The sequence below is a fragment of the Pseudomonas sp. LBUM1664 genome (assembly GCF_059695895.1).
Window position 1 is genome coordinate 5,805,952 of the sequence record NZ_CP166791.1, and the last position, 26,493, is coordinate 5,832,444.

At 60.3% G+C, this 26,493-nt stretch carries 16 protein-coding genes and 2 pseudogenes; 11 read left to right on the plus strand and 7 right to left on the minus strand.

All coding sequences use genetic code 11. From position 1 onward, the window contains the following. The first annotated feature begins 228 nt into the window (after nt 1-228). Complete coding sequence (gene aceE / locus ACA047_RS27010) at nt 229-2,874, plus strand: pyruvate dehydrogenase (acetyl-transferring), homodimeric type (RefSeq protein ID WP_497354654.1); 2,646 nt, start codon at nt 229-231, stop codon at nt 2,872-2,874. A gap of 11 nt (nt 2,875-2,885) precedes the next feature. Further along, complete coding sequence (gene aceF, locus ACA047_RS27015) at nt 2,886-4,523, plus strand: dihydrolipoyllysine-residue acetyltransferase (RefSeq protein ID WP_497354656.1); 1,638 nt, start codon at nt 2,886-2,888, stop codon at nt 4,521-4,523. Between the two features lie 222 nt (nt 4,524-4,745). Here aceF and ACA047_RS27020 read toward each other — a convergent pair whose 3' ends face one another. Next, nucleotides 4,746-4,964: a hypothetical protein gene (locus tag ACA047_RS27020; RefSeq protein WP_497354658.1), complete on the minus strand. Its 219-nt coding sequence runs from the start codon at nt 4,962-4,964 to the stop codon at nt 4,746-4,748. A 54-nt stretch (nt 4,965-5,018) separates the two neighbouring features. Here ACA047_RS27020 and ACA047_RS27025 point away from each other — a divergent pair, with 54 nt between their 5' ends. From ACA047_RS27025 to msrA, 3 genes are all read left to right on the plus strand, one after another. Next, nucleotides 5,019-6,236: an alkaline phosphatase D family protein gene (locus ACA047_RS27025; protein ID WP_497354660.1), complete on the plus strand. Its 1,218-nt coding sequence runs from the start codon at nt 5,019-5,021 to the stop codon at nt 6,234-6,236. Nucleotides 6,237-6,429: 193 nt separating this feature from the next. Next, the gene (locus ACA047_RS27030) at nt 6,430-9,123 is read left to right on the plus strand and encodes a putative bifunctional diguanylate cyclase/phosphodiesterase (protein WP_497354662.1); all 2,694 of its coding nucleotides are present in this window, start codon (nt 6,430-6,432) and stop codon (nt 9,121-9,123) included. 109 nt (nt 9,124-9,232) lie between these two features. Continuing rightward, nucleotides 9,233-9,880: a peptide-methionine (S)-S-oxide reductase MsrA gene (gene msrA, locus ACA047_RS27035; protein ID WP_497360562.1), complete on the plus strand. Its 648-nt coding sequence runs from the start codon at nt 9,233-9,235 to the stop codon at nt 9,878-9,880. Between the two features lie 49 nt (nt 9,881-9,929). Here the strand turns inward: msrA and ACA047_RS27040 are convergent, their stop codons facing one another. The 3 genes from ACA047_RS27040 to ACA047_RS27050 form a co-directional block, all read right to left on the minus strand. Then, entirely contained in the window at nt 9,930-10,769 is an 840-nt protein-coding gene (locus ACA047_RS27040) for a 23S rRNA (adenine(2030)-N(6))-methyltransferase RlmJ (RefSeq protein ID WP_497354664.1), read from the minus strand. Nucleotides 10,770-10,866: 97 nt separating this feature from the next. Next, a complete protein-coding gene (locus tag ACA047_RS27045) occupies nt 10,867-11,598 on the minus strand; it encodes a DUF4123 domain-containing protein (RefSeq protein WP_497354666.1) in 732 nt (243 codons plus the stop codon). Further along, entirely contained in the window at nt 11,595-13,652 is a 2,058-nt protein-coding gene (locus ACA047_RS27050) for a type VI secretion system Vgr family protein (RefSeq protein ID WP_497354668.1), read from the minus strand. Before ACA047_RS27050 ends, ACA047_RS27045 begins: the two co-directional genes overlap by 4 nt. 231 nt (nt 13,653-13,883) lie before the next feature. On the opposite strand from ACA047_RS27050, the pseudogene ACA047_RS27055 reads away from it, so the two are divergent. Further along, nucleotides 13,884-14,000, plus strand: a pseudogene (locus tag ACA047_RS27055) (DUF2165 family protein); the annotation flags it as partial. 83 nt (nt 14,001-14,083) lie between these two features. Here ACA047_RS27055 and putP read toward each other — a convergent pair. Continuing rightward, nucleotides 14,084-15,568, minus strand: coding sequence for a sodium/proline symporter PutP (gene putP, locus ACA047_RS27060; RefSeq protein WP_497354670.1), 1,485 nt, complete (start codon nt 15,566-15,568; stop codon nt 14,084-14,086). 461 nt (nt 15,569-16,029) lie between these two features. Between putP and putA the strand changes: the two genes are divergently transcribed. Then, the gene (gene putA / locus ACA047_RS27065; protein ID WP_497354672.1) at nt 16,030-19,983 is read left to right on the plus strand and encodes a trifunctional transcriptional regulator/proline dehydrogenase/L-glutamate gamma-semialdehyde dehydrogenase; all 3,954 of its coding nucleotides are present in this window, start codon (nt 16,030-16,032) and stop codon (nt 19,981-19,983) included. A gap of 205 nt (nt 19,984-20,188) precedes the next feature. Further along, complete coding sequence (locus tag ACA047_RS27070) at nt 20,189-21,991, plus strand: acyl-CoA dehydrogenase (protein ID WP_497354674.1); 1,803 nt, start codon at nt 20,189-20,191, stop codon at nt 21,989-21,991. A 114-nt stretch (nt 21,992-22,105) separates the two neighbouring features. Here ACA047_RS27070 and ACA047_RS27075 read toward each other — a convergent pair whose 3' ends face one another. Both ACA047_RS27075 and ACA047_RS27080 read right to left on the minus strand, forming a co-directional pair. Next, entirely contained in the window at nt 22,106-22,408 is a 303-nt protein-coding gene (locus ACA047_RS27075) for a cell division protein ZapA (protein ID WP_497354676.1), read from the minus strand. Next, on the minus strand, nt 22,405-22,635 hold the full coding sequence (locus ACA047_RS27080; RefSeq protein ID WP_497354678.1) for a hypothetical protein: 231 nt from the start codon (nt 22,633-22,635) through the stop codon (nt 22,405-22,407). Before ACA047_RS27080 ends, ACA047_RS27075 begins: the two co-directional genes overlap by 4 nt. A gap of 271 nt (nt 22,636-22,906) precedes the next feature. On the opposite strand from ACA047_RS27080, the pseudogene ACA047_RS27085 reads away from it, so the two are divergent. The 3 genes and pseudogenes from ACA047_RS27085 to ACA047_RS27095 form a co-directional block, all read left to right on the plus strand. After that, nucleotides 22,907-23,614: pseudogene (locus tag ACA047_RS27085) on the plus strand (MCP four helix bundle domain-containing protein); the annotation flags it as partial. Nucleotides 23,615-23,812: 198 nt separating this feature from the next. Then, nucleotides 23,813-24,517 carry a methyl-accepting chemotaxis protein gene (locus ACA047_RS27090; protein ID WP_497360564.1) on the plus strand — a complete coding sequence of 235 codons (705 nt, stop codon included), beginning with the start codon at nt 23,813-23,815 and terminating at the stop codon, nt 24,515-24,517. 226 nt (nt 24,518-24,743) lie between these two features. Then, complete coding sequence (locus tag ACA047_RS27095; protein WP_497354680.1) at nt 24,744-26,486, plus strand: potassium/proton antiporter; 1,743 nt, start codon at nt 24,744-24,746, stop codon at nt 26,484-26,486. Nucleotides 26,487-26,493: the final 7 nt, after the last annotated feature.

Consider the following 26,493-nt stretch of genomic DNA (forward strand, 5'->3'; position numbering starts at 1 on the left):
CAACAGTAACGATTATTCTCACAACGAAACGAGGGGCCACAAGCCGCTCATGTGTAGTTTTACTACTCGTCTATACATTCGAAAGGCTGAAACGGCCGAAGATTTGTAGTAAAACTACACGCCGCCGAAACAACCTTCGGCAATCCAAGAATTTATATCGTCTGCCCACAAGGCCAGTCGCAAACTCAGGCAACCGATTCTGGTAGCCTTTCCGCCCTGGAGCAAGCCATGCAAGACCTCGATCCCGTCGAAACCCAGGAATGGCTGGACGCCCTGGAATCGGTTCTCGACAAAGAAGGCGAAGACCGTGCTCATTATCTGATGACCCGTATGGGTGAACTCGCAACCCGCAGCGGTTCGCAACTGCCCTACGCCATCACCACGCCGTACCGCAACACGATCCCCGTTACCCACGAAGCACGCATGCCTGGCGACCTGTTCATGGAACGCCGCATTCGCTCGTTGGTACGCTGGAACGCGATGGCCATGGTGATGCGTACGAACCTGAAGGATTCTGACCTGGGCGGTCACATCTCCAGCTTCGCCTCCAGCGCAACCTTGTACGACATCGGCTTCAACTATTTCTTCCAGGCCCCGACCGACGAACACGGCGGCGACCTGATCTACTTCCAGGGCCACACCTCGCCAGGCGTTTACGCCCGTGCGTTCATGGAAGGCCGCATCACCGAAGAACAGATGAACAACTTCCGCCAGGAAGTCGACGGTCAGGGCCTGTCGTCCTACCCGCATCCATGGCTGATGCCTGATTTCTGGCAGTTCCCGACCGTTTCCATGGGTCTGGGCCCAATCCAGGCGATCTACCAGGCACGCTTCATGAAGTACCTGGAAGCCCGTGGCTTCATCCCGCAAGGCAAGCAGAAAGTCTGGTGCTTCCTGGGCGACGGCGAGTGCGACGAGCCGGAATCCCTGGGCGCGATCTCGCTGGCTGGCCGCGAGAAGCTCGACAACCTGATCTTCGTCATCAACTGCAACCTGCAGCGCCTTGACGGCCCGGTTCGCGGCAACGGCAAGATCATCCAGGAACTCGAAGGCGTGTTTCGCGGTGCTCAGTGGAACGTCACCAAAGTCATCTGGGGCCGTTTCTGGGACCCACTGCTGGCCAAGGACGTCGACGGTATCCTGCAACGCCGCATGGACGAAGTCATCGACGGCGAGTACCAGAACTACAAAGCCAAAGACGGCGCGTTCGTGCGTGAACACTTCTTCAACACGCCTGAACTCAAGGCAATGGTTGCAGACTTGTCCGACGACGAGATCTGGAAACTCAACCGTGGCGGCCACGACCCGTACAAGGTCTACGCGGCGTACCACGAAGCGGTCAACCACAAAGAACAACCGACCGTCATCCTGGCCAAGACCATCAAAGGTTATGGCACCGGTGCCGGCGAAGCGAAAAACACGGCGCACAACACCAAGAAAGTCGATGTCGGCAGCCTGAAGTTGTTCCGCGATCGTTTCGACATCCCGGTCAAGGACGAAGAACTGGAAAACCTGCCGTTCTTCAAACCCGAACCAAACAGCGCCGAAGCCCGCTACCTGAGCGAGCGCCGCACTGCACTGGGCGGTTTCGTGCCACAGCGCCGCGCGCAGAGCTTCAGCGTTCCGACGCCTTCACTCGATACCCTCAAAGCTATCCTGGACGGCTCGGGCGACCGTGAAATCTCCACCACCATGGCCTTCGTGCGGATCCTCGCGCAATTGGTCAAGGACAAGGAAATCGGCCCGCGCATCGTCCCAATCATCCCGGACGAAGCCCGTACCTTCGGTATGGAAGGTATGTTCCGCCAGTTGGGCATCTACTCGTCCGTCGGCCAGCTCTACGAGCCAGTCGATAAAGACCAAGTGATGTTCTACAAAGAAGACAAGAAGGGCCAGATCCTCGAAGAAGGCATCAACGAAGCGGGCGCCATGAGCTCCTTCATCGCTGCCGGTACTTCGTACTCCAGCCACAACCAGCCCATGCTGCCGTTCTACATCTTCTACTCGATGTTCGGCTTCCAGCGTATCGGCGACCTCGCCTGGGCCGCTGGCGACAGCCGCACCCGTGGCTTCCTGATCGGCGGTACCGCGGGCCGGACCACGCTGAACGGCGAAGGCCTGCAACACGAAGATGGTCACAGCCACATCCTGGCCGCCACCATCCCGAACTGCCGCACCTTTGATCCAACCTACGGCTACGAGCTGGCGGTGATCATTCAGGACGGCATGAAGAAAATGACCGAAGAGCAGCAGGACGTTTTCTACTACATCACCGTGATGAACGAGTCTTACCAGCAGCCAGCCATGCCGGCCGGTGTAGAGGAAGGCATCATCAAGGGCATGTACCTGCTCGAAGAAGACACCCGCGAAGCGGCGCACCACGTCCAGCTGATGGGCTCCGGCACCATCCTGCGAGAAGTGCGTGAAGCAGCGAAGATTCTGCGCGAAGAGTTCAACGTCGGTGCCGACGTCTGGAGCGTCACCAGCTTCAACGAGTTGCGTCGCGACGGCCTGGCCGTAGAGCGCAGCAACCGCCTGCACCCTGGCCAGAAGCCAAAACTGAGCTACGTCGAAGAGTGCCTGAACGGCCGCAAAGGTCCGGTCATCGCGTCTACCGACTACATGAAGCTGTTCGCCGAGCAGATCCGTCAGTGGGTTCCATCCAAGGAATTCAAGGTGCTGGGCACCGACGGTTTCGGCCGTAGCGACAGCCGCAAGAAGCTGCGTCACTTCTTCGAAGTTGACCGTAAGTTCGTTGTGTTGGCAGCCCTGGAAGCCCTGGCTGACCGTGGCGATATCGAACCTAAAGTGGTGGCCGAGGCCATCGTCAAGTTCGGCATCGATCCAGAAAAACGCAACCCACTGGACTGCTGAGGAGAATTTCCGTGAGCGAACTCATTCGCGTACCTGACATCGGCAGCGGTGAAGGTGAAGTAATTGAACTGTTTGTGAAGGTCGGCGACCGTATCGAAGCCGACCAGAGCATCCTGACGCTTGAGTCGGACAAGGCCAGCATGGAAGTGCCTGCGCCGAAGGCCGGTATCGTCAAGAGCCTGAAAGTGAAGCTGGGCGATCGCCTGAAAGAAGGCGACGAATTGCTGGAGCTGGAAGTCGAAGGTGCCGCTGCGGCGCCTGAGGCGGCGACCCCTGCTGCTGCCCCGGCGGCGGCTGAAAAGCCTGCCGCTGCACCGGCTGCCGAGGCGGCTCCCGCCCCGGCCGCTGCACCTGCCGCGGCCACCGTCCAGGACATTCATGTTCCGGACATCGGCTCGTCAGGCAAGGCCAAGATCATCGAAGTACTGGTCAAGGTCGGCGACACCGTCGAGGCCGACCAGTCGCTGATCACCCTGGAATCCGACAAGGCCAGCATGGAAATCCCGTCGCCGGCCGCCGGTGTGGTGGAAAGCGTCGAGGTCAAGCTGGAAGACGAAGTCGGCACCGGTGACCTGATCCTGAAGCTCAAAGTAGCCGGGGCCGCGGCACCTGCCGCCCCAGCCCAAGCCGCTGCGCCTGCTGCCAAGACCGAAGCCGCTCCAGCTCCGGCTGCCGCGCCTGCCGCCAAGGCCGAAGCTGCCCCAGCCCCTGCCGCCGCACCTGCGCCAAGCGGTGCCAAGGTGCACGCCGGCCCTGCGGTGCGTCAGCTGGCCCGTGAATTCGGCGTCGAGCTGTCTGCCGTCGGTTCGAGCGGCCCACACGGTCGCGTGCTGAAGGAAGACGTGCAGGCTTACGTCAAAGCCATGATGCAGAAGGCCAAGAACGCACCGGCCGAAGGCGCCGCTGGCGGCGCGGGTATCCCGCCGATTCCAGCGGTGGATTTCAGCCGCTTCGGCGAGACCGAAGAAGTGGCAATGACTCGCCTGATGCAAATCGGCGCGTCGAGCCTGCATCGCAGCTGGCTGAACATTCCGCATGTGACTCAGTTCGACCAGGCCGACATCACCGAGCTGGAAGCCTTCCGCGTCGCGCAAAAAGCCGTGGCCGAAAAGGCTGGCGTGAAGCTGACCGTGCTGCCATTGCTGCTCAAAGCCTGTGCGCACCTGCTCAAGGAGCTGCCAGACTTCAACAGCTCCCTGGCCCCAAGCGGCAAGGCTGTGATCCGCAAGAAATACGTGCACATCGGCTTTGCCGTCGACACCCCGGAAGGCCTGCTGGTACCGGTCATCCGTAACGTCGACCAGAAGAGCCTGCTGCAACTGGCTGCCGAAGCCGCTGCCCTGGCCGAAAAGGCCCGGAACAAGAAGCTCACCGCTGACGATATGCAGGGCGCCTGCTTCACCATCTCCAGCCTCGGCCACATTGGCGGCACCGGCTTCACGCCGATCGTCAACGCGCCGGAAGTGGCGATCCTGGGTGTTTCCAAGGCCACCATTCAGCCTGTCTGGGACGGTAAAGCCTTCCAGCCGAAGCTGATGCTGCCACTGTCGCTGTCCTACGATCACCGTGTGATCAACGGCGCCGCAGCGGCACGCTTCACCAAACGTCTGAGCGACCTGCTGGGCGACATCCGCACCCTCTTGCTGTAACGCCGTACGGCCCTCTTCGCGGAGGGCCATTCGGACGACTGTTTTCCGAGCGCCACGCTCGTACCTCAACCCCGCTCATTTGGCGGGGCTTTTTTTGCCTGAAATAAAACCCGACTTCGCGGACAGGCCAACCGCTGCCAATTTTCCTACCTCGTCCACCATAAATGACTACGCCTTCTATTAGTCATTACCCACAGCTTGCGCCCTCTCCCCTATCAATATTTATGGCTCGCCGAGCTTTAGCATGAGTCCACCGAGATCACTTACCGCTCGTGCCAAAAACTTTAAAATACTGTTGAATTTCGAATGGATTCGAATATGTTCAAACCAACCGTCGGCCCAATCATTGGCCACACTACAACTGATCACGCGCGCATATTCCTGCGCGGAGATAACAACAACCATCACCTGGTATTTGCCGGTATTCGTCATAGATGCCAAGGGGATACAACCTGGTCGAAAGGACAATTTGTACAGCTGAACGCCCACCGCGACATGTCCGATGTCATTGTATTGAAGGGGCTGCAAGCCGACACCGTCTATGAATATCAGGCCGGCTGGTTTACCCCCTTAAGCCCGGCCCATACCGTGGAAAGCATTCAGGAGCTACCCCTGCAATGGCCCAGGGACATTTACCGGTTGCGCACCCCCTCCAGCGAAATCACTACGCCACGCGCCTACATCGTGGGTTCTTGCCGCTACCTGAGAATCACTGCCGGTGTCCCGTCGGCCCCCGAACTCGGGGACCGTACGTTCGCTGGCATCAACCGCATCGTGGAGCAGGCCAACCCGCCAATCAGCGGCTTATTGATGACCGGCGATCAGGTTTATCTCGACGACTTGAATATTGTCGCCCCGGACCGGACCTATAAAAACATTCTACTCAAGTACCGCACTGCTTTTTCCCAGCCCCACATCAAAAAGTTAATGTCTGGCGTACCGACTTATATGATCCTCGACGACCATGAAATCGAAGACAACTGGCCCGCCAATAAAAACAGCAACGACGAATTTTTATACGCCAATGCCATGGACGCTTATGCGCTTTATCAGGCCAGCCACAGCCCGGCCCATGAACTTTTAAGCGACGGAACATTAAGTCAATGGGTGAAACAGTACAGCTACCTGTTCGCCCATGGCGATATCGAATGGTTCGTCACCGACAGCCGCACCCAACGCAACCTGTCGGAGGATGACCGGCGCATTCTGGATGAGGCGCAGGAACAATCATTGCGAAAATGGCTTATCCACAGCCCGGCCCGGGTCAAATTCATCGTGACCAGCGTCATGTTTTACCCTGATAGCAAACACGATGACGGTGATGCCTGGCAGGCCTTCCCGAATCAACGCCTGCGCCTGCTGGAGACCATCCGCAGCCATGGGATCAAAAACGTGATTTTCGTGTCCGGCGACATCCACGGTTCCATGACCAGCCGCCTGAGTCATAGCCAGGATCCTGACTTCGAAGTAAACACCATTGTTTCCTCACCGTTTTACAACAGCAAACTGCTGCCTTTTGCAAAAACATCGGATTTTATTTTCGACAAGCCCATGGCCCGCACTGAATACGGTGACTATCAGTACGCGTTGACCAGCCAAGTGATCAGCCAGGATAACTTCGCCCGCTTGTATGTCACGGCGCAGAGCGTCCAGGTCACGTTCCACGACCGTGACGGTAACCCATTGCAGACGGTCGAGATTCCGTTACTCTGACGGGCGGTATCACCACCCATGCCCTCTGATCGGCTGGCAACTGGAGAAATACCTCTGTCGGCCGATAAAGGTTTATAGCACTTGGCCTTCATCTCTCTTGTCAGCCAGTGCCGCAATGATGCAACCTTGCGGCAGTCCGTAATAACGAGGGCGTCAGCCCGGCGCGATCAGCATTTTCGAAGCGAGTTTCCCCATGAAAAGCCAACCCGATGCCGCCAGCCGTATGGCGGCCGAGGTAGTGACGCAGTTACCGGTGCCCTCGCGGCTCGGCATGCTGCGTTTCGAGCGGCTGAATGAAGCGAGCTGGGCGCTGCTGTTCCTCGATCCCAACTGCGAACGTTACTTCGGCCTGCCGGCAGTAGAGCTTTGCTCGCTGGTCAGCTCGCCCTACGCCAGCCTGATGAAGCCCGAAGCGCGCTATCAGTTGCACGACGCGATCCAGCAGCAACTGGCCCAATCCTCGCATTACCTGATCCGCTACACGCTCCACACCGCCAATGGCCCCATGAACCTGCTGGAAACGGGTGAAGCCTACAAGCAGCACAATCGCCATCTGCTGCGCGGTTACCTGCTGGCGGTGGACAGCTTGCTGCAAAGCGAGCCATCGATGCCGGCCCTGGACCTGGAAACCCAGAACTCACGCCTGCAGATCGCCCTGGAACTGAACCAGCGCGCCCAGCAAGAGCAGCTCCAGCATCTGGACCGGGTGCGTGCCCAACAGGATCTGATCCTGCTGCTGACCCGTCAGCGCTACAGTGCCAACAACTCCCTGCAGGAAGCTGCCGAACTTATCACCCGCAGCGCCTGCGACATCTATCAGATCGACTGCGCCAGCATCTGGAACCTGGAAGATGGCAAGCTGGTGCCGATCTCTGCGTTTAACCGCGGCGCGCAGGAGTACTTCCTGCCGGACGTGATCAACGCCAGCGATTTTCCCGATTACATGGAGGCGTTGCAGACCTGCCGTGCCATCGACGCCCACAATGCGATGCGCGACCCGCGCACCCGGGAAATGGCCGAAAGCCTGCGCTCCCGTGACGTCAACGCCATGCTCGACGCCAGCATTCGTATCGACGGCCAGGTGGTTGGCGTGCTGTGCCTGGAGCAGGTGGGCGCCACGCGCGCTTGGCAGTCGGACGAGATCGCCTTTGCCGGTGAGTTGGCGGACCAGTTCGCCCAGGTCATCAACAACCACAATCGACGAACGGCGACCAACGCCCTGCACTTGTTCCAGCGCGCCGTCGAACAGAGCGCCAATGCGTTCCTGCTGGTCAACTGCGACGGTGTGGTGGAATACGTCAACCCGAGCTTCACCGCGATCACCCAATACTCCACCGATGAAGTCCACGGCCAGCGCCTATCCGAACTGCCGGCCCTGGAGAACCTCAGCGAACTGTTGTTCGACGCGCCGTCGGCCCTGGCCCAGAGCAACAGCTGGCAGGGCGAATTCAAGAGCCGACGCAAGAACCTGGAACCCTACTGGGGCCAATTGTCGATCTCCAAGGTCTACGGCGATAACCGCGAACTGACCCACTACATCGGCATCTACGAAGACATCACCCAGAGCAAGCTGGCCCAGCAGCGCATCGAGCGCCTGGCCTACACCGACAACCTGACCAACCTGGGCAACCGCCCCGCGTTCATCCGCAACCTTGATGAACGCTTCGCCCGGGACAGCAATTCGCCCATCAGCCTGCTGTTGGTAGACATCGACAACTTCAAGCGAATCAATGACAGCCTCGGCCACCAGACCGGCGACAAGTTGCTGATCAGCCTGGCCCGACGCCTGCGTAACAGCCTGAGCCCCAGCGGCAGCCTGGCGCGGTTCGCCAGCAATGAATTCGCCGTGCTGCTGGACGACACCGACCTGGAAGCCGGGCAGCAGGTCGCCAGCCAGTTGCTGATGACGCTCGACAAGCCGATGTTCGTCGATAACCAGTTGATCAGCGTGACCGGCTCCGTGGGCCTGGCCTGCGCGCCGCTGCACGGCCGCGACCCCCAGACCCTGATGCGCAACGCCGGGCTCGCCCTGCACAAGGCCAAGGCCAACGGCAAGCACCAGGTCCAGGTATTCACCGAGGCGCTGAACGCCGAGGCCAGCTACAAGCTGTTTGTGGAAAACAACCTGCGCCGCGCCTTGACCCAGAACGAACTGGACGTGTTCTACCAGCCCAAGCTGTGCCTGCGCAGCGGCCGTCTGCTGGGTATGGAAGCGCTGCTGCGCTGGAACCATCCCGAAAAAGGCATGATCCGCCCGGATCAGTTCATCAGCGTGGCCGAAGAAACCGGGCTGATCATCCCCATCGGCAAATGGATCGCCCGCCAGGCCTGCCGCATGAGCAAGCAATTGACCGCCGCCGGCCTGGGCAACCTGCAAGTGGCGATCAACCTGTCACCCAAGCAGTTCTCCGACCCGGACCTGGTCGCCTCCATCGCCAGCATCCTCAAGGAAGAACAACTGCCGGCCCGCCTGCTGGAGCTGGAACTGACCGAAGGCCTGCTGCTGGAAGCCACCGAAGACACCCGCTTGCAGCTCGACCAGCTCAAGCGCCTGGGCCTGACCCTGGCCATGGACGATTTCGGCACCGGGTACTCGTCCCTGAGTTACCTGAAAAAATTCCCGATCGACATCATCAAGATCGATCGCAGCTTCATCCACGAAATCCCGGACAACCAGGACGACATGGAAATCACCTCTGCGGTCATCGCCATGGCTCACAACCTGAAACTCAAGGTGGTGGCCGAAGGTATCGAAACCGCCCAGCAACTGACGTTCCTGCGGCGTCACCGCTGCGATGTCGGCCAAGGCTACCTGTTCGACCGGCCGATCCCCGGTGCAGAGCTGATCGAGAAGCTCAAGCGCTACCCTCGCGGGCCGCTCGTCTAATAGCAGCGCCAAGGCCACTTCTAACTGGCAGCTTATAGCTTGAACCTGCTTTTCTAAGGCACACTGACGGTCTTATTCGCTCAACTCAATCTGACTGAGAGGACTGATGATGGTCTTGCGCTCGGAAATTCTGGTGAACAAAAACGTGCTCCCCACTCAAGAACAAGCTCTGCCTGGCCGTGAAAGCCCAATGACCGTGCCGGAAAAACACTTCGTCCACGACGCGCCGCTGCTGGGCCCGTTTGCCATGGACGTGGATTTCGCGATCTTCGGCCTGGGCTGTTTCTGGGGCGCGGAGCGCAAGTTTTGGCAGCGCGAAGGTGTGGTCAGTACAGCGGTGGGTTACGCCGGTGGTTTTACTCCGAACCCGACGTATGAAGAGGTCTGTTCCGGCCTTACCGGCCACAGCGAAGTGGTACTGGTGGTCTACGAACCGGAAAAAGTCAGCTATGAGGAACTTCTGAAGATGTTCTGGGAGCTGCATAACCCGACCCAAGGCATGCGCCAGGGCAACGACATCGGCACCCAATACCGCTCGGTCATCTATGCCACCAACCCGGCTCAACTGGCCGCGGCCAAGCACAGCGAGCAAGTATTTCAGGCGGAGTTGACCAAGGCTGGCAAAGGCACCATCACCACCGAAATCGAAGAAGCGCCGACGTTCTACTTCGCCGAGACCTATCACCAGCAATACCTGGCGAAGAACCCTGAAGGGTATTGCGGGATTGGCGGTACGGGCGTGACTTGCCCGATCTGACTTTGATGATCGTTCCCACGCAGAGCATGGGAACGATCAGTGCATCTGATCAGCTTTCGGTGATCAACCAATCCATCTGCCAGCCGCCTTGGGTCTGACCAAGCTTTTTCGACAACCACGGCAGCAGCTCACGCAGCTCTTGCTCCAACCCCCAAGGCGGGTTGGCAATCGCCAGACCAGAGCCGTTCAGGCTGTTGGGCGTGGCCAGCGGGTGTACCAGCAACTCCACTCGCAATAGCTTCGGTGCACCCGTGCCGGCCAGGTCCTGGTAGAAGCGGCGCAACATCCGCTGGTCCTTCACCGGGTACCAGATCGCCGCCACCGTCTGACGCATCCGGCCTATGGCTTCCTTCAGAGAGGCGGCGCAACGCTGCATCTCATCAAGCTGCTCGAACGGCGGATCAATCAGCATCAGGCCACGTTTCTCCGCCACCGGCAGCAATGCCCGGGGCACATGCCAGCCTTCACCCAGGTGCACCGCCACGCGACGGTCGCCTTTCATGTTGTCCTTGAGCAGCACACCGTCTTCGGGGTGTTTTTCGTTGAGCAGCACCCGGTCCTGCGGCCGGGTCAGGCGCCGCGCCAGTTCCGGCGAACCCGGGTAGTAACGCAACTGCCCGTCCGGGTTCATCTCGTGCAGCACCTTCATGTAATCGGCGGTCAGCGGCGGCAGATCGTCCTGGCCCCACAACCGCGCGATGCCTTCCAGGTATTCACCGGTACGATTGGCCTGGTCGCCCTGCAAGTCGTACAGCCCGATGCCCGCGTGGGTATCGAGGTAGGCGAAGGGCTGCTCCTTGCGCGACATCAGGGCGATGAGGCGGGTCAAGGTCAGGTGTTTGAACACATCGGCGTGATTGCCGGCGTGGAAGGCGTGACGATAATTCATGGCGGCTCCTGCGAAGGGCGAGGAGTTTACCTTGAAGTGCGTCGAACGTCAGGGGTTCGCAGCCGAGCGGACGAGCCAGGATTGGATCCGGTGGCCGTCAGCCCAGCTCCTGCATCAAGTACGCCTGCAATTGCGCTTTTGGCCCATGAGCCAGCCCAGGTGTCTTCAGAAAATGTGCGATCTTGCACCGCAGGATGCTCTCCTCGGCCCGTTCGAACAGAGACTGATGTTCCTCGTCCAGCCACCTGAGCAGGTTATTCAACAGGCAATCGGCGGTCTCCTCGGCCAATTCTTTTAGCAACACCGCAGGCACTTCCCACCAAGGAAAAGCCCGAGCGGGTCGCTGAACATTTCCGACAACCTCAAACGACTGACCGTTGATCAGGCAACGGCTGATGACTGGCAAAAGCTGCCCGCCATCAACCTCCGTCGATTGCAGGATCGTGCCCATAAAGCGCCCATCCCAAAAGCGGAAAAAAACCGACTTGCCCCCAGGCAACAGGACCTGCGTGAGCCCACGCACATGTTCAGCCAGGGTTTCCTGGCTCACAGACGACACAGCCAACCATCCCCAATCTAGCGAGTCGCTGGCCGCCACCCAGTCAAGAAACTCACTGTCTGCGGTGACAACTGCTACGTAGGGCATGACCGATTTCCAGCCGGCGTATGGCGTATCGACCCAGACCGGGCTCGGTACCGAAGTCATCGAACGCCTCCAGGCCGCCAGCGGCGCGGCGATACTGGCGCTGCTGAAGATGGCGAAGAGTTGCTCGGATGCCCGCAAGGGGTACTGTTGAAGCCAAGCGCGGGGAGACTGACCGGTGCTCATGGACGCTCCTGAGCATCAACAGGCTTGCCAGAAGCCGGCGAAGGTTCGCAAACGCCGTTTTTGCAGCGCTCACACTCCTCGCAGAATGGCGCCTGGCCTTGCAGGCTGAGGATTTGTGCGAGGGAAAGATGAGCGGCTGCGGCGCCAGAGAGTTTCTCGGGAGTGCCGGGCGAGCCGGGCGCCGCGCTCATGACGGCCATCGGCGCACCACCGACCTGAATCGGCACGCTGCTGAAAATCCCACCCGCCCCGATGCTGATCCAATGCCCGCCGGCCTGAAGGGTCGCACTGACGCCGCCGTCCAGCACCACTTGTTGGCCGGCGCTGACGTGAAAATGCTGGCTGGCGCCGAGGGCCTGGCTGGTCACGCGGATATGCCGCTCACCGGTCACCACCAAGTGATCGTCCTGCTTGACTTCGGTCTGGCGCCGGCCATGGGTGATGCGCTGTTCATCGGCCTTGAGTTCATGCCGCGCCGTACCGGTGACGACGATACTGCGCTCATGATCGACCTGCACTCGCTGGTCATGCAGCACATGCTGGGTCCAGTTTCGCTGGGCCCGCACGTAAATCTCCTCGGCCCCTTTGCGGTCCTCGATACGCAATTCGTTATAACCGCCCCCACCGGGACTGCTCTGGCTGCGCAGGATGCTGCGGGTCTTGTCCGCCGGCAGATCCAGTGGCACCGGGTTGGCGCCGTTCGGCAGGCAACCCACCACCAATGGCTTGTCCACGTCGCCATCGATGAAGCCCACCAACACTTCCATGCCAACCCGAGGAATCATCACGGCGCCGTAGCGATCATGGGCCCAACCGGAGGCTACCCGCAGCCAGCAACTGGAATGCTCGTTGCGTTCGCCGTCGCGATCCCAGACCAACTGCACCTTGACCCGCCCAAATTCGTCGCAATGGATCTCGCTGTCGACAGGCCCGGTCACCAGCGCCGACTGATAACCGTGGGCAGGCGGTTTTTCGTGATGCAGGGGCGGGCGAAAGAAAACATCCCACGGCGTTGCCAGAAACGTATTGCTGTAGCCCTGGAATTCATCCGGGCTGTCGCTGACCGTTTCTTCCAGCACTTGCGGCTGGCGGCCATGGTGGGTGATTTCCGTCAGCAGCCAGAGGTCATTCCACTGCGTTCGAGGATGACCATTGATTTGCATGAAATGCCCGCTGGCGAGCGCGCTGCAATCACTGCGCCCCTCTGCCAGACGGTACTCGGCACCATGGCGTTCGAGTGCACGCTGGGTCAGGCGCTGGCCATGTTCGCGGTCGGAAAACTGGCCGGGGTAGCGATAGTCCTCCAGCACTGGTTGCTGCTGATTGTCGAGGCGGGCCTGCAACAACAGGCCGGGCCTGCGAAAATCGTAATCGCGCAGCGTCACGGCAGTGGTCCGGGTCTGGAGCCGCACAGCCAGGCGCTTGATCGCCGGCTCGCCGGCATCCATGCCGCTGCCCGGCAGATACAACGTCGGCTCGGGCAAACGGGGAAACACCGTCTGATCGTCACCGAACACCAGCAGGTGGCCATCAGGGCTGTGTCGAAAGTGGTAATGAATGCCGACTTCGGCGCAAATCCGCTCGATGAAGGCCAGGTCGCTTTCACCGTACTGCACACAATATTCACGCTCAGGGTATTGCCCCCCAAGGCTGAACTGGTACGCATCGCCCTGGATGCCATGGTCCTTCAAGACACGGGCAACGATTGCCGGCACATTCAAGTGCTGGAAAATCCGTCGGTTGATACGGTGACTCAGGTAAGCCAGGCGCGGCACCAGGCTGATCTGGTAACGGGTCAGGCGCTTTCCCGAATCGCCTTGGGCCACACTGTAAACCTGGCCATGTATGCCGCAGCCCTGCTCATCAAAACCCAGATAGGCCTGGCGATGCAGGAGCTCTTCCAGCGCCAGGTCCGGTCGTTCACTGACCAGTTCCAGGTCAAAGCGATAGGGTTGACTGACAGCTTCCTTGCCTCTGAACTCAAGCACCTTGAGCTCATTCGGCCCGCTGTCGAGCGTCAGCGTGAAACGTGGTTGGTTGGCAGGCGCGAACATCCGATGTGCCTCTGCTGAATGAAGGCGGGCGATTCTGCATGAGCAAGCCGGAGAGTTGATTGGCGGTCATGAAAAACAGATTTGCCTTACACCCAAAGAGATAAAAACTGCAGAGCACGCTGTACTTTCCGACAGACATTCCTTGGGTGGAGACCACAGAGGCCCCCGCACGAAACAATCAGCAACTTCCTACAAGATGACGGACCTCGGGACTGCACCCGAGCGTGCTAATGGTTTCTGATGTGGCAATCAGAAATCTGGAATGGCCAGGACGCAGCTTTCAGGTCCTACATGGCGCTACTGGGCGTGCTGATCTTCCTCAACCAGCCCGACGCCACCCCGGACTGACACCCACAAAAAACGGCCCGCCTCCATGGGAGACGGGCCGTTTCCTTATCCTCAAGCGAGCCGTCAAGGCCTCGCCGAGAGCCTTACTGGTTCAGACGAAAATCTTTTTCGGCCGCTTCGAAGCGCTGCAGCATACTGGCGGTAGGCGCGCCCATCTTGCTGACGAAGTAGATGGCCAGGCTAGCGAAGATGAAGCCCGGGATGATTTCGTACAGACCCAGCAGCTCGAAGTGCTTCCAGACGATCACGGTGATCGCACCGACCAGAATGCCGGCCAGCGCGCCGTTACGGGTCATGTCTTTCCAGATCACGGAGATCAGGACAACAGGACCGAAGGCAGCACCGAAGCCGGCCCAGGCGTAACTCACCAGACCCAACACGCGGTTCTGTGGATTGGCGGCCAGGGCAATGGCAATCAATGCCACCAGCAGCACCATGGCACGGCCGACCCAGACCAGTTCCAGCTGGGAAGCGCTCTTACGCAGGAAAGTCTTGTAGAAGTCTTCGGTCAGGGCGCTGGAGCACACCAGCAACTGGCAGCTCAAGGTGCTCATCACCGCCGCCAGGATGGCCGACAGCAGCACACCGGCGACCCATGGGTTGAACAGCAGCTTTGCCAGTTCGATGAACACACGCTCAGGGTTCTCGGTCACAGGGCCGGCCACTTCAGGGTGCGCCGAGAAGTAAGCGATACCAAAGAAACCGACGGCGACAGTGCCGCCCAGGCACAGAATCATCCAGGTCATGGAGATGCGACGGGCGTTAGCGATGGACTTGACCGAATCGGCCGCCATGAAACGCGCCAGGATGTGCGGCTGGCCGAAGTAACCCAGGCCCCAGCCCATCAGCGAGATCACACCGATGAAAGTGGTGTTTTTCAGCATGTCGAAGGACGATGGGTCCTTCGCTTCGATGGCCAGGAACGTGGTGTCCACGCCGCCGGTGGCCAGCAACACAATGATCGGCGTGAGGATCAACGCGAAGATCATCAGGGTGGCTTGTACGGTGTCGGTCCAGCTCACTGCCAGGAAACCACCGACGAAGGTGTAGGCAATGGTCGCCGCAGCACCGGCCCACAGCGCTGTCTCGTAGGACATGCCGAAGGTGCTTTCGAACAGACGGGCGCCGGCCACGATGCCGGAAGCGCAGTAAATGGTGAAGAACACCAGGATCACCACCGCAGAGATGATGCGCAGCACACCGCTCTTGTCTTCGAAACGGCTGGAGAAGTAGTCCGGCAACGTCAGTGCGTCACCGTTGTGCTCGGTCTGTACCCGCAGGCGACCGGCCACGAACAGCCAGTTCAGGTAGGCACCGACGATCAGGCCGATGGCGATCCAGCTTTCCGACAGGCCGGACATGTAGATAGCACCGGGCAAACCCATCAACAACCAGCCGCTCATGTCGGAGGCCCCGGCGGACAGTGCAGTCACGACACTGCCCAGGCTACGACCGCCCAGGATGTAATCGGAAAGGTTATTGGTGGAGCGATAAGCCATCAGACCGATCAGGACCATGGCTGCGATGTAGATCACAAAAGTGATCAAGGTGGGATTACTAACACTCATGAGTTACGCCCTGGCTTTGTTTTTATGTAGCGGTGGCAGTTGAAAGCGCCGACAACGCGGACGTTGTAGCGACGATTAGCAGCCCCGCGAATTTATGACTGATGTTTCCCCAGGAAAGCCATCAGCCGATGCCCCTCGGCTTGGAGCCGGTTGCACCTTGGCCGCGAATGCTATGCAACAAACGAAATAAGGTGCAACCAGTTTCGCTCGATTCAGTTGCACCTGATCGGTTTTTTCGCCAAAACGTCGATTTTCGCTCCTTTTTAGTGCAAGCATGACGTTTAGCGAGAAGCAAAAGCACCAAGCAAGAGCGGGACGATGACCGGCAAAATATAATTCCTGGCAAGCTACTTAATATTCCGACAAAAAAGGGTTGCACCCGGTTGCACCTCACTCAGCTCGCAGCTAATCTTGCCGCCAGCTGATGCCACGCGATACGTGGTAAACATGAGGATAAAAATATGGCTACCACCACCCTCGGGGTCAAACTCGACGACCCGACCCGCGAACGTCTCAAGGCGGCCGCGACCTCGATTGATCGCACGCCTCACTGGCTGATCAAGCAGGCAATTTTCAATTACCTGGAAAAACTCGAGGGTGGTGCAACCCTGACCGAGCTGAACGGTTCGACCCGCGGCGACAACGATGACGCTGGCGACGTCCAGGCCGATCACGCCCACCAGTGCTTCCTGGAGTTTGCCGAGAGCATCCTGCCGCAATCGGTCCTGCGCGCCTCCATCACCGCCGCTTACCGTCGCCCCGAGCCGGAAGTGGTGCCCATGCTGATCGAGCAGGCCCGCCTACCGATCGAAATGGCCGACGCCACCAACAAGCTTGCCGCTTCGATTGCTGAAAAACTGCGTAACCAGAAGAGTGCCGGCGGCCGTGCCGGTATTGTTCAGGGCCTGTTGCAGGAATTTTCCCTGTCGTCCCAGGAAGGCGTGGCGCTGATGTGCCTGGCCGAGGCGCTGTTGCGTATCCCGGACAAGGGCACTCGCGATGCGCTGATCCGCGACAAGATCAGCACCGGTAACTGGCAGCCGCACCTGGGCAACAGCCCGTCGCTGTTCGTCAATGCCGCCACCTGGGGCCTGCTGCTGACCGGCAAGCTGGTCGCCACCCATAATGAAACGGGCCTGACCTCCTCCCTGAGCCGCATCATCGGCAAGAGCGGCGAGCCGATGATCCGCAAGGGCGTCGACATGGCCATGCGCCTGATGGGCGAGCAGTTCGTCACCGGCGAAACCATCGCCGAAGCCCTGGCCAACGCCAGTAAATTCGAGGCCAAGGGTTTCCGCTATTCCTACGACATGCTGGGTGAAGCCGCGCTCACCGAACATGACGCCCAGAAGTACCTGGCCTCGTACGAACAAGCCATCCATTCGATCGGCAAAGCGTCCCACGGTCGTGGGATTTATGAAGGCCCGGGCATTTCCATCAAGCTCTCGGCCCTGCACCCGCGTTACAGCCGCGCCCAATACGAACGCGTCATGGACGAGCTGTACCCGCGCCTGCTGTCGCTGACCCTGCTGGCCAAGCAATACGACATCGGCCTGAACATCGACGCCGAAGAAGCCGACCGTCTCGAGCTGTCGCTGGATCTGCTGGAGCGCCTGTGCTTCGAGCCGCAGCTGACCGGCTGGAACGGCATCGGTTTCGTGATCCAGGCGTACCAGAAGCGTTGCCCGTATGTGATCGACTATGTCATCGACCTGGCCCGCCGCAGCCGTCATCGCCTGATGATTCGCCTGGTAAAAGGCGCCTACTGGGACAGCGAGATCAAGCGCGCCCAGGTCGAAGGCCTGGAAGGCTATCCGGTCTATACCCGCAAGGTGTACACCGACGTGTCCTACATTGCTTGCGCACGCAAACTGCTGTCGGTACCAGAAGTCGTCTATCCGCAGTTCGCCACGCACAACGCCCATACCCTATCAGCCATTTACCACATCGCCGGTCAGAACTATTACCCGGGCCAGTATGAGTTCCAGTGCCTGCACGGCATGGGCGAACCGCTGTACGAACAAGTTGTAGGCAAAGTGTCCGAAGGCAAGTTGAACCGTCCGTGCCGCGTGTACGCCCCGGTCGGCACCCACGAAACACTGCTGGCCTATCTGGTTCGCCGCTTGCTGGAAAACGGCGCCAATACCTCGTTCGTCAACCGCATCGCCGATCAGTCCATTTCCATCCAGGAACTGGTGGCCGATCCAGTGGCCAACATCGAGCAGATGGCGACGCGCGAAGGCGGTTTCGGTCTGCCGCACCCGCGTATTCCCCTGCCGCGCGACCTCTACGGCAGCGAACGCGCCAACTCCAGCGGCATCGACCTGGCCAACGAACATCGCCTGGCTTCGCTGTCCTGCGCCCTGCTTGCCACCGCCCATAACCACTGGAAAGCCGCGCCGATGCTAGGTTGCGCCGCCAGCGAAGAGGCACCGGCACCGGTGCTGAACCCGGCCGATCACCGTGACGTGGTCGGTCATGTCCAGGAAGCCACGGTCGCAGACGTCGACAACGCCATCCAGTGCGCCCTCAACGCTGGGCCGATCTGGCAAGCCACGCCGCCGGACGAGCGCGCCGCGATCCTGGAGCGCGCCGCCGACCTGATGGAAGCCGAGATCCAGCCGCTGATGGGCCTGTTGGCCCGTGAAGCTGGCAAGACCTTCGCCAACGCCATCGCCGAAGTGCGCGAAGCCGTAGATTTCCTGCGCTATTACGCGGTGCAGGCACGCAACGATTTCACCAACGATGCCCACCGCCCACTGGGTCCGGTGGTCTGCATCAGCCCCTGGAACTTCCCGCTGGCCATTTTCAGCGGCCAAGTGGCCGCTGCCCTCGCCGCCGGCAACCCAGTGCTGGCCAAGCCCGCCGAGCAGACGCCATTGGTTGCCGCTCAAGCCGTGCGCCTGATGCTCGAAGCCGGCATTCCGCAAGGCGTGTTGCAACTGTTGCCGGGCCGTGGCGAGACCGTCGGTGCCCGCCTGGTGGGTGATGATCGGGTCAAGGGAGTGATGTTCACCGGCTCCACTGAAGTCGCTCGCCTGTTGCAACGCAACATCGCCGGTCGCCTGGACAACCAGGGTCGTCCGATCCCGCTGATCGCCGAAACCGGTGGCCAGAACGCAATGATCGTCGACTCCTCGGCCCTGACCGAACAAGTGGTCATCGACGTGGTGTCTTCGGCATTCGACAGCGCCGGTCAGCGTTGCTCGGCCCTGCGGGTACTGTGCTTGCAGGAAGATTCTGCCGACCGTGTCATCGAAATGCTCAAGGGGGCCATGGCTGAATCACGCCTCGGCAACCCTGAGCGCCTGTCGGTAGACATCGGCCCGGTGATCGACGCCGAAGCCAAGGCCGGCATCGAGAAACACATCCAGGCCATGCGCGACAAAGGTCGCACCGTGTACCAGATGGCAATCGCCGACAACAACGAATGCAAGCGCGGCACGTTTGTGATGCCAACCCTGATCGAGCTGGAAAGCTTCGACGAGCTGCAGCGCGAGATCTTTGGTCCAGTGCTGCACGTGGTGCGCTACAAGCGCAAGGAACTGGATCAGTTGATCAACCAGATCAATGCCTCTGGCTACGGCCTGACCCTGGGCGTGCACACCCGCATCGACGAAACCATTGCCAAGGTGATCGACAACGTCCATGCCGGTAACGTCTACGTGAACCGCAACATTGTGGGTGCCGTGGTCGGCGTGCAGCCGTTCGGTGGCGAAGGCCTGTCGGGCACAGGCCCCAAGGCCGGTGGGCCGCTGTACCTGTACCGTCTGCTGTCGACACGTCCTAGCGACGCGATCCAGCAATCCTTCGCGCGTGGCGATGCCCTCAGTGCGCCGGATCTACGTCTGCGCGACACCCTGAGCAAACCGCTGAGCGCCCTGCAAGCCTGGGCTGACAGTCAGAAACTCGCCGAACTGAGCGCCCTGTGCGTGCAGTTCGCGGCCCAGTCGCAAAGCGGTATTACCCGGCAACTGACCGGCCCGACCGGTGAACGCAACAGCTACGCCATTCTGCCCCGCGAGCACGTGCTGTGCCTGGCCGAGGTGGAAGGCGATCTATTGACGCAACTGGCGGCGGTACTGGCCGTAGGCGGCTCGGCTGTGTGGCCGGAAACCGACACGAGCAAGGCCTTGTTCGCACGCTTGCCCAAAGACATTCAGTCACGCATCCAGCGGGTTTCCGACTGGGCCAAGGACGATGTGGCGCTCGACGCGGTCCTGCATCACGGCGACTCGGATCAACTGCGCCGTGTTTGCCAGCAAGTGGCCAAGCGTGCCGGCGCCATCGTCGGGGTGCATGGTTTGTCCCAAGGCGAAACCACAGTCGCGCTGGAACGCCTGGTGATCGAGCGGGCCTTGAGCGTCAATACCGCTGCGGCGGGGGGCAACGCCAGCCTGATGACCATCGGGTAACAACAAACCCTGTGGGAGCGAGCCTGCTCGCGATAGCGGCCTGACACTCAACATCCCTGTTGAGTGTTGGAACGCCGTCGCGAGCAGGCTCGCTCCCACATTTGATTAGTGTCGCCCTCACCTCTCTATCACTGCCATCAATCATCCTGTTCAGTCCCTATTCGCACACTTAGACTCGGCCCATTCCAAAAAAGGTAAGGCCGCCATGTCCGAGACGCTGCTCAGTTCCCGCAATCTGGCTTTCGAGCTGTATGAAGTCCTTGATGCCGAGGGCCTGACTCAGCGCGAGCGGTTCGCCGAGCACAATCGCGAAACCTTCGACGCGGCCATCGGTACGGCCCGCAGCATCGCCGAGAAATACTTCGCGCCGCACAACCGCAAGAATGATGAAAACGAACCGCGCTACGAAAACGGTCAGGCCATTCTGATTCCGGAAGTGAAACCGGCGGTGGATGCCTTCCTGGAGGCAGGCTTCCTCAACGCTGCGCGCAGCTTTGAGGCCGGCGGCATGCAATTGCCGACGCTGCTGTCCCAGGCCTGTTTCGCGCATTTTCAATCAGCCAACGCCGCTTCGACTTCTTATCCATTCCTGACCATGGGCGCGGCGAACCTGATCGAAAGCTTCGGCAGCGAGGAGCAGAAACAACGCTTCCTGCAACCGATGATCGACGGTCGCTTCTTCGGCACCATGGCCCTGACCGAACCCCACGCGGGCTCTTCGTTGTCGGATATTCGGACCCGTGCAGAGCCAGCGTCCGACGGCACTTACCGGCTCAAAGGCAACAAGATTTTTATCTCCGGCGGCGATCATCCGTTGTCGGAAAACATCGTACACATGGTCCTGGCAAAACTGCCGGACGCACCGCCCGGCGTTAAGGGCATTTCGCTGTTTATCGTGCCCAAGTTCCTGGTCAACGATGACGGCAGCCTCGGCATGCGCAACGACGTGCTGCTGGCCGGGCTGTTCCACAAGATGGGCTGGCGCGGCACCACCTCCACGGCGCTGAATTTCGGCGACAACGGCGAATGTGTCGGCTACCTCGTAGGAAAACCGCACCACGGCCTGAGCTACATGTTCCAGATGATGAACGAGGCACGGATCGGCGTCGGCATGGGTGCGGTGATGCTGGGTTACGCCGGTTACCTGTATTCCCTCGAATACGCCCGCGAGCGCCCGCAGGGCCGGGTGCCCGACAGCAAGGATCCAACCACCGCGCCGGTGGCGATCATTCAGCACGCCGACGTGCGTCGCATGCTGCTGACCCAGAAAGCCTACGTTGAAGGGGCATTTGACTTGGGCCTGTACGCGGCGCGACTGTTCGACGACACCACAACCCTTGAAAGCGAAGCCGAACGCAGGCGCGCCCATGAGTTGCTGGACCTGCTGACGCCCATCGTCAAATCCTGGCCCTCGGAGTTTTGCCTGAAAGCCAACGAGTTGGCGATCCAGATTCTTGGCGGCCACGGCTACACCCGTGAATACCCGGTCGAGCAGTATTACCGCGACAACCGTCTGAACCCGATCCACGAAGGCACCCACGGTATCCAGTCCCTGGACTTGCTGGGGCGTAAATTGGCGCAAAACGGCGGTGCCGGGCTCAAGCAACTGATCCGCCTGGTAGCCGACACCGCCGAACGCGCCCAGGTGCACGAATCACTGACGCCATTACGTCAGCCACTGGAAGCCTTGGTGGCGCGTCTGCAAACGGTCACCCTGGGCCTGCTGACGGACTTGGCCCAGGGCAAGATCAATAGCAGCCTCGCCAACTCGGCGCTGTACCTCAAGGTGTTTGGCCATATGGTGATCGGCTGGCGCTGGCTGGAACAGGCGATTCATGCCGAGCAAGGCTTGGCCAAGGGCGATGCAGCGGACAGCGACTTTTATAACGGCAAGCTGCAAGCGGCGCGGTATTTCCTGACGTGGGAAGTGCCGGGTTGCCATCATGAGCTGACGCTTCTCGAGGCACGGGATGATACGTGCCTCGAGATGCGGGATGAGTGGTTCTAAGCCAAGTCCTGTTGCGCGGCTGAAAACCAATCGCGAGCAGGCTTGCTCCCACATGGATTGCAGGTGAACACAAAATCTGCGTTCACCGCCAACCTTTGGCCTTGATTAAAGACTTCAGGCCTGCTGAATAGTCTTGGAAATGACATCGACCGTGGCGTTGACTTGCTCTTGGTAACGGTCGAGTTCCGCTTGATGGTGCTTTTGCATTTCGATCTGTTGCGAACACAAATTCATTGCGGCCAGCACCAGCAAACGATCGCCAATCAGCGTCGGGTATTTCCTTTTGGTGTCGGCCAGGGCGGCCTTGAGCATCGAGGCGGCGTCCAGCAGGGCCTGCTCCTGCCCGGCCGGCGCTTTGATTGAATAGTCTTCTCCCAGGATCGAGACGACTGTCACCCCATCGGCGCCGTGCTTCATGCGCTGACAGGACCGGCGCTGGCGCGCTCGATCAGGGCCTGGATGCGGGCGGCGGTGGTGCCGTGCAGTTCTTCCTGTTCCATCAGGCTCAGTTGCAGGCTTTCGTTTTCATCCTTGGCCCTGGCAAGTTCCACGCTCAGGGTTTCATTCAGGCCGGTGAGGTGACGGTTCTGTTGCACCAAGTCGTTGACCAGTTGCTCCAGTTGGCTGAGGGATGTTTCCAACATATTGATTTCCAGACTTTTTCAAGGGGCGCGTACGATAAAGAAAAGTCACCGCCGATGCCACGTTTTACCGGGTGGCGGTGCTTCGCTGGCGAGTTGTAGAGACTGTGGATGGGCGATCTGGTTCCTGCCCTTCGTCGCGCCAAAGATGTTGCGCGGCAACAAAAGCACGCAGCGCCCTCAAGACTTTAGTCGTATGACCGATAAGTCAGTGATCTTAGCCACAGTCCCGCACGGACGCCTCTTCACGGTACTTTCCATGTCCCTACGTAATATGAATATCGCACCGCGGGCGTTTCTGGGGTTTGCCCTGATTGGCGCCCTGATGCTGGCCCTTGGGGTGTTTTCCCTGAACCAGATGAGCACAATCCGCGAGTCGGGCGAAAACATCGTCGACAACAGCGTGCCCAGCATCAAGACCCTGGATGAGTTCACCCAACTCACCCTGCGTCTGCGCGTGTTGTCCTATCGTTTGCTGACCAACCGCGAACCGGACATCCAGCAGAAAACCTACGCTCTGTTCGAACAACGCAACCAGCAGATCCGCGACGCCCAGAAGGCGTATGAAAAACTCATCAGCGCCCCGGATGAGCAGGCCGCCTACGATCAATACGTGCAATTGCTGGGTCAGTACCATCAACTCGAAGAGCGGATGAAAAACCTCTCGCGCAACAATCAACTCAATGAATTGCAAGCGCTGCTCAACACTGAACTGCTGAGCAACTCCGATGCCATCAACGCGGTAATCGGCCGCCTGCTGGCCATCAACAACCAGCAAGCCGAAGACCTCAATAAGGACGCGGCGCAGCAATATTCAAAAGCCTTCAACTTGGTGATCACGCTGCTGGTCATTGCCACCGGCCTGACCCTGCTGTTCGCCTGGCTGCTGACCAACAGCATCACACGGCCGATTGGCAATGCCCTGACCGCCGCCGAGGAAATCGCCAAGGGCAACCTGACCCGGCCAATTACCGTTGATGGTAGCGACGAAGCGGGTCGCCTGCTGCGGGCGATGTCGACCATGCAGGAAAAACTGCGCGACACCCTGCAGCGGATCTCCGGCTCGGCCACGCAACTGGCCTCCGCCGCCGAAGAACTCAACAGCGTCACCGACGAAAGCGCCCGCGGCCTGACCCGACAGAACAATGAAATCGAACAGGCCGCTACTGCGGTCAACGAGATGACCAGCGCCGTGGAAGAAGTGGCGCGCAACGCGGTCAGCACCTCCGAAGCTTCGAAAAATGCCACCACGTCCGCTGGCGACGGCCGGGACCTGGTGCAGGAAACCGTCAGCGCCATCGAACGCATGAGCGCCGATGTGCAAAGCACCGCCACATTGATCGGCAACCTGGCCGATGAGTCCCGCGACATCGGCAAAGTACTGGATGTGATCCGTGGCCTGGCCGACCAGACCAACCTGCTGGCCCTGAACGCTGCCATCGAAGCAGCCCGTGCCGGTGAGGCCGGTCGTGGTTTTGCGGTGGTGGCGGACGAAGTGCGCGCCCTGGCCCATCGCACCCAGCAGTCGACCAGCGAGATCGAGCGCATGATCGGCAGCATTCAGAGCGGTACCGCACACGCCGTGGATTCGATGCGCAACAGCACCGAACGTGCCGAGTCGACCCTGAACATCGCCCGCGGTGCCGGAATGTCCCTGGACACGATCAACACGGCCATCGTCGAGATCAACGAACGCAACCTGGTGATCGCCAGCGCCGCCGAAGAACAGGCCCAAGTGGCCCGTGAAGTGGATCGCAACCTGGTGAACATCCGCGACCTTTCGGTGCAATCGGCGACCGGCGCCAACCAGACCAGCGCCGCCAGCGCCGAACTGTCGCGCCTGGCCGTGGATTTGAACAGCATGGTTGGGCGGTTCAGCCTTTAACACGGCCCGATCGTTCCCGCGCTCTGCGTGGGAATGCCTCTACGGACGCTCCGCGTTCGGCTTTTTGGGACGCGGAGCGTCCCTGGCTGCATTCCCACGCAGAGCTTGGGAATGATCATGCCCAACCTTTTTTGACAGCATCACATTTCAACAGGTTAGAATCGCTGGCACGCAGACTGCATGGTCAGTGTGTGCCCGCCCTCAAGCTTTCTCCGGAGTACTGCCTTTGACTGCGACAACCATCAACAGCCTGTTCTTGATCGGCGCGTTGCTGGTGGGTGCGAGCATTCTGGTCAGTTCTCTTTCGTCCCGCCTGGGTATCCCGATTCTGGTGATCATCCTGGCTGTGGGCATGGTCGCCGGTGTCGACGGCGCCGGTATTCTTTTCGATAACTACGCAACGGCCTATCTGGTGGGCAACCTCGCCCTGGCAGTCATCCTGCTGGACGGCGGCTTGCGAACGCGGGTTTCGAGTTTTCGCGTGGCGCTGTGGCCGGCACTTTCGCTGGCCACGGTTGGCGTGCTGATCACCACTGGACTGACCGGCCTGGCGGCAGCGTGGCTGTTCAATCTGAACCTGATCCAGGGGCTGCTGATCGGCGCCATCGTCGGCTCGACCGATGCCGCGGCGGTGTTCTCGCTGTTGGGTGGCAAGGGGCTGAACGAGCGGGTCAGCGCGACCCTCGAGATCGAATCCGGCAGTAACGACCCCATGGCGGTGTTCCTGACCGTCACCCTGATCGGCATGCTCGCCAGCGGTGAAACCGGCCTGCACTGGAGCCTGTTGGGGCACCTGGTGCGCGAGTTCGGCATCGGCTCGGTACTCGGCCTGGGCGGTGGCTGGTTGATGTTGCAATTGGTCAACCGCATCAACCTGGCCAACGGCCTCTACCCGATCCTGGTCATCAGCGGCGGCCTGGCCGTGTTCGCCCTGACCAACGCCCTGCACGGCAGCGGCTTCCTGGCGGTGTACCTGTGCGGCCTGGTGCTGGGCAACCGTCCGGTGCGCAGCCGTCACGGCATTCTGCACATGCTCGATGGCATGGCCTGGCTGGCGCAGATCGGCATGTTCCTGGTGCTGGGGCTGCTGGTCACCCCCCATGACCTGCTGCCAATCGCGCTGCCCGCCCTGGGCCTGGCGTTGTGGATGATTCTGTTTGCACGCCCCCTGTCCGTCATGGTGGGCCTGCTGCCGTTCAAGGCTTTCCATGGTCGCGAGAAAGCGTTCATTTCCTGGGTCGGCCTGCGCGGCGCCGTGCCGATCATCCTGGCGGTGTTCCCGCTGATGGCCGGCCTGTCCCACGCACAGCTCTATTTCAACCTGGCGTTCTTTATCGTGCTGGTGTCGCTGCTGGTGCAGGGCACGAGCCTGCCGTGGGTTGCCAAGCTGCTGCATGTCACCGTCCCGCCGGAACCCTTGCCCATTTCCCGGGCGGCGCTGGAAGTCCATGTCACCAGCGAGTGGGAGCTGTTCATCTATCGTCTTGGCGCAGAAAAATGGTGCATCGGCTCGCCCCTGCGGGACCTGAAAATGCCCGAGGGCACACGCATCGCGGCACTGTTTCGTGGCCAGCAACTGCTCCATCCGTCGGGTAGTACGGTGCTGGAAGTCGATGATTTGCTGTGTGTTATCGGCCATGAACACGATTTGTCGGCCCTGGGAAAACTGTTCAGCCAGGCGCCGCAACGGGGCCTGGATCTGCGCTTCTTCGGCGACTTCGTACTCGAAGGCGACGCCCAGCTGGCCGCGGTTGCTGCGCTGTACGGACTGCAACTGGACGGCATCGACCCAGACATGTCCCTGGGCCGCTTCATCGCGCAGAAAGTGGGCGGCGCCCCGGTGGTCGGCGACCAGGTGGATTGGAACAACACCCTGTGGACCGTCGCGGCCATGGACGGGAACAAGATCGGCAAAGTGGGCGTCAGATTCCCCGAAGGAAGTCGCCCGGGTCCCGGCTTGTTCCTCTAAACTGCTC

What these genes read in the sequence shown, in the direction of transcription:
- ACA047_RS27050 (WP_497354668.1), bottom strand. Translation starts at nt 13,652, where the DNA reads ATGTTCGCGCCTGCCAACCAACCACGTTTCACGCTGACGCTCGACAGC.
- ACA047_RS27080 (WP_497354678.1), bottom strand. Translation starts at nt 22,635, where the DNA reads ATGTTGGAAACATCCCTCAGCCAACTGGAGCAACTGGTCAACGACTTG.
- putA (WP_497354672.1), top strand. Translation starts at nt 16,030, where the DNA reads ATGGCTACCACCACCCTCGGGGTCAAACTCGACGACCCGACCCGCGAA.
- ACA047_RS27030 (WP_497354662.1), top strand. Translation starts at nt 6,430, where the DNA reads ATGAAAAGCCAACCCGATGCCGCCAGCCGTATGGCGGCCGAGGTAGTG.
- ACA047_RS27070 (WP_497354674.1), top strand. Translation starts at nt 20,189, where the DNA reads ATGTCCGAGACGCTGCTCAGTTCCCGCAATCTGGCTTTCGAGCTGTAT.
- ACA047_RS27045 (WP_497354666.1), bottom strand. Translation starts at nt 11,598, where the DNA reads ATGAGCACCGGTCAGTCTCCCCGCGCTTGGCTTCAACAGTACCCCTTG.
- ACA047_RS27025 (WP_497354660.1), top strand. Translation starts at nt 5,019, where the DNA reads ATGTCCGATGTCATTGTATTGAAGGGGCTGCAAGCCGACACCGTCTAT.
- ACA047_RS27075 (WP_497354676.1), bottom strand. Translation starts at nt 22,408, where the DNA reads ATGAAGCACGGCGCCGATGGGGTGACAGTCGTCTCGATCCTGGGAGAA.
- ACA047_RS27090 (WP_497360564.1), top strand. Translation starts at nt 23,813, where the DNA reads ATGACCAGCGCCGTGGAAGAAGTGGCGCGCAACGCGGTCAGCACCTCC.
- aceE (WP_497354654.1), top strand. Translation starts at nt 229, where the DNA reads ATGCAAGACCTCGATCCCGTCGAAACCCAGGAATGGCTGGACGCCCTG.
- putP (WP_497354670.1), bottom strand. Translation starts at nt 15,568, where the DNA reads ATGAGTGTTAGTAATCCCACCTTGATCACTTTTGTGATCTACATCGCA.
- ACA047_RS27040 (WP_497354664.1), bottom strand. Translation starts at nt 10,769, where the DNA reads ATGAATTATCGTCACGCCTTCCACGCCGGCAATCACGCCGATGTGTTC.
- msrA (WP_497360562.1), top strand. Translation starts at nt 9,233, where the DNA reads ATGGTCTTGCGCTCGGAAATTCTGGTGAACAAAAACGTGCTCCCCACT.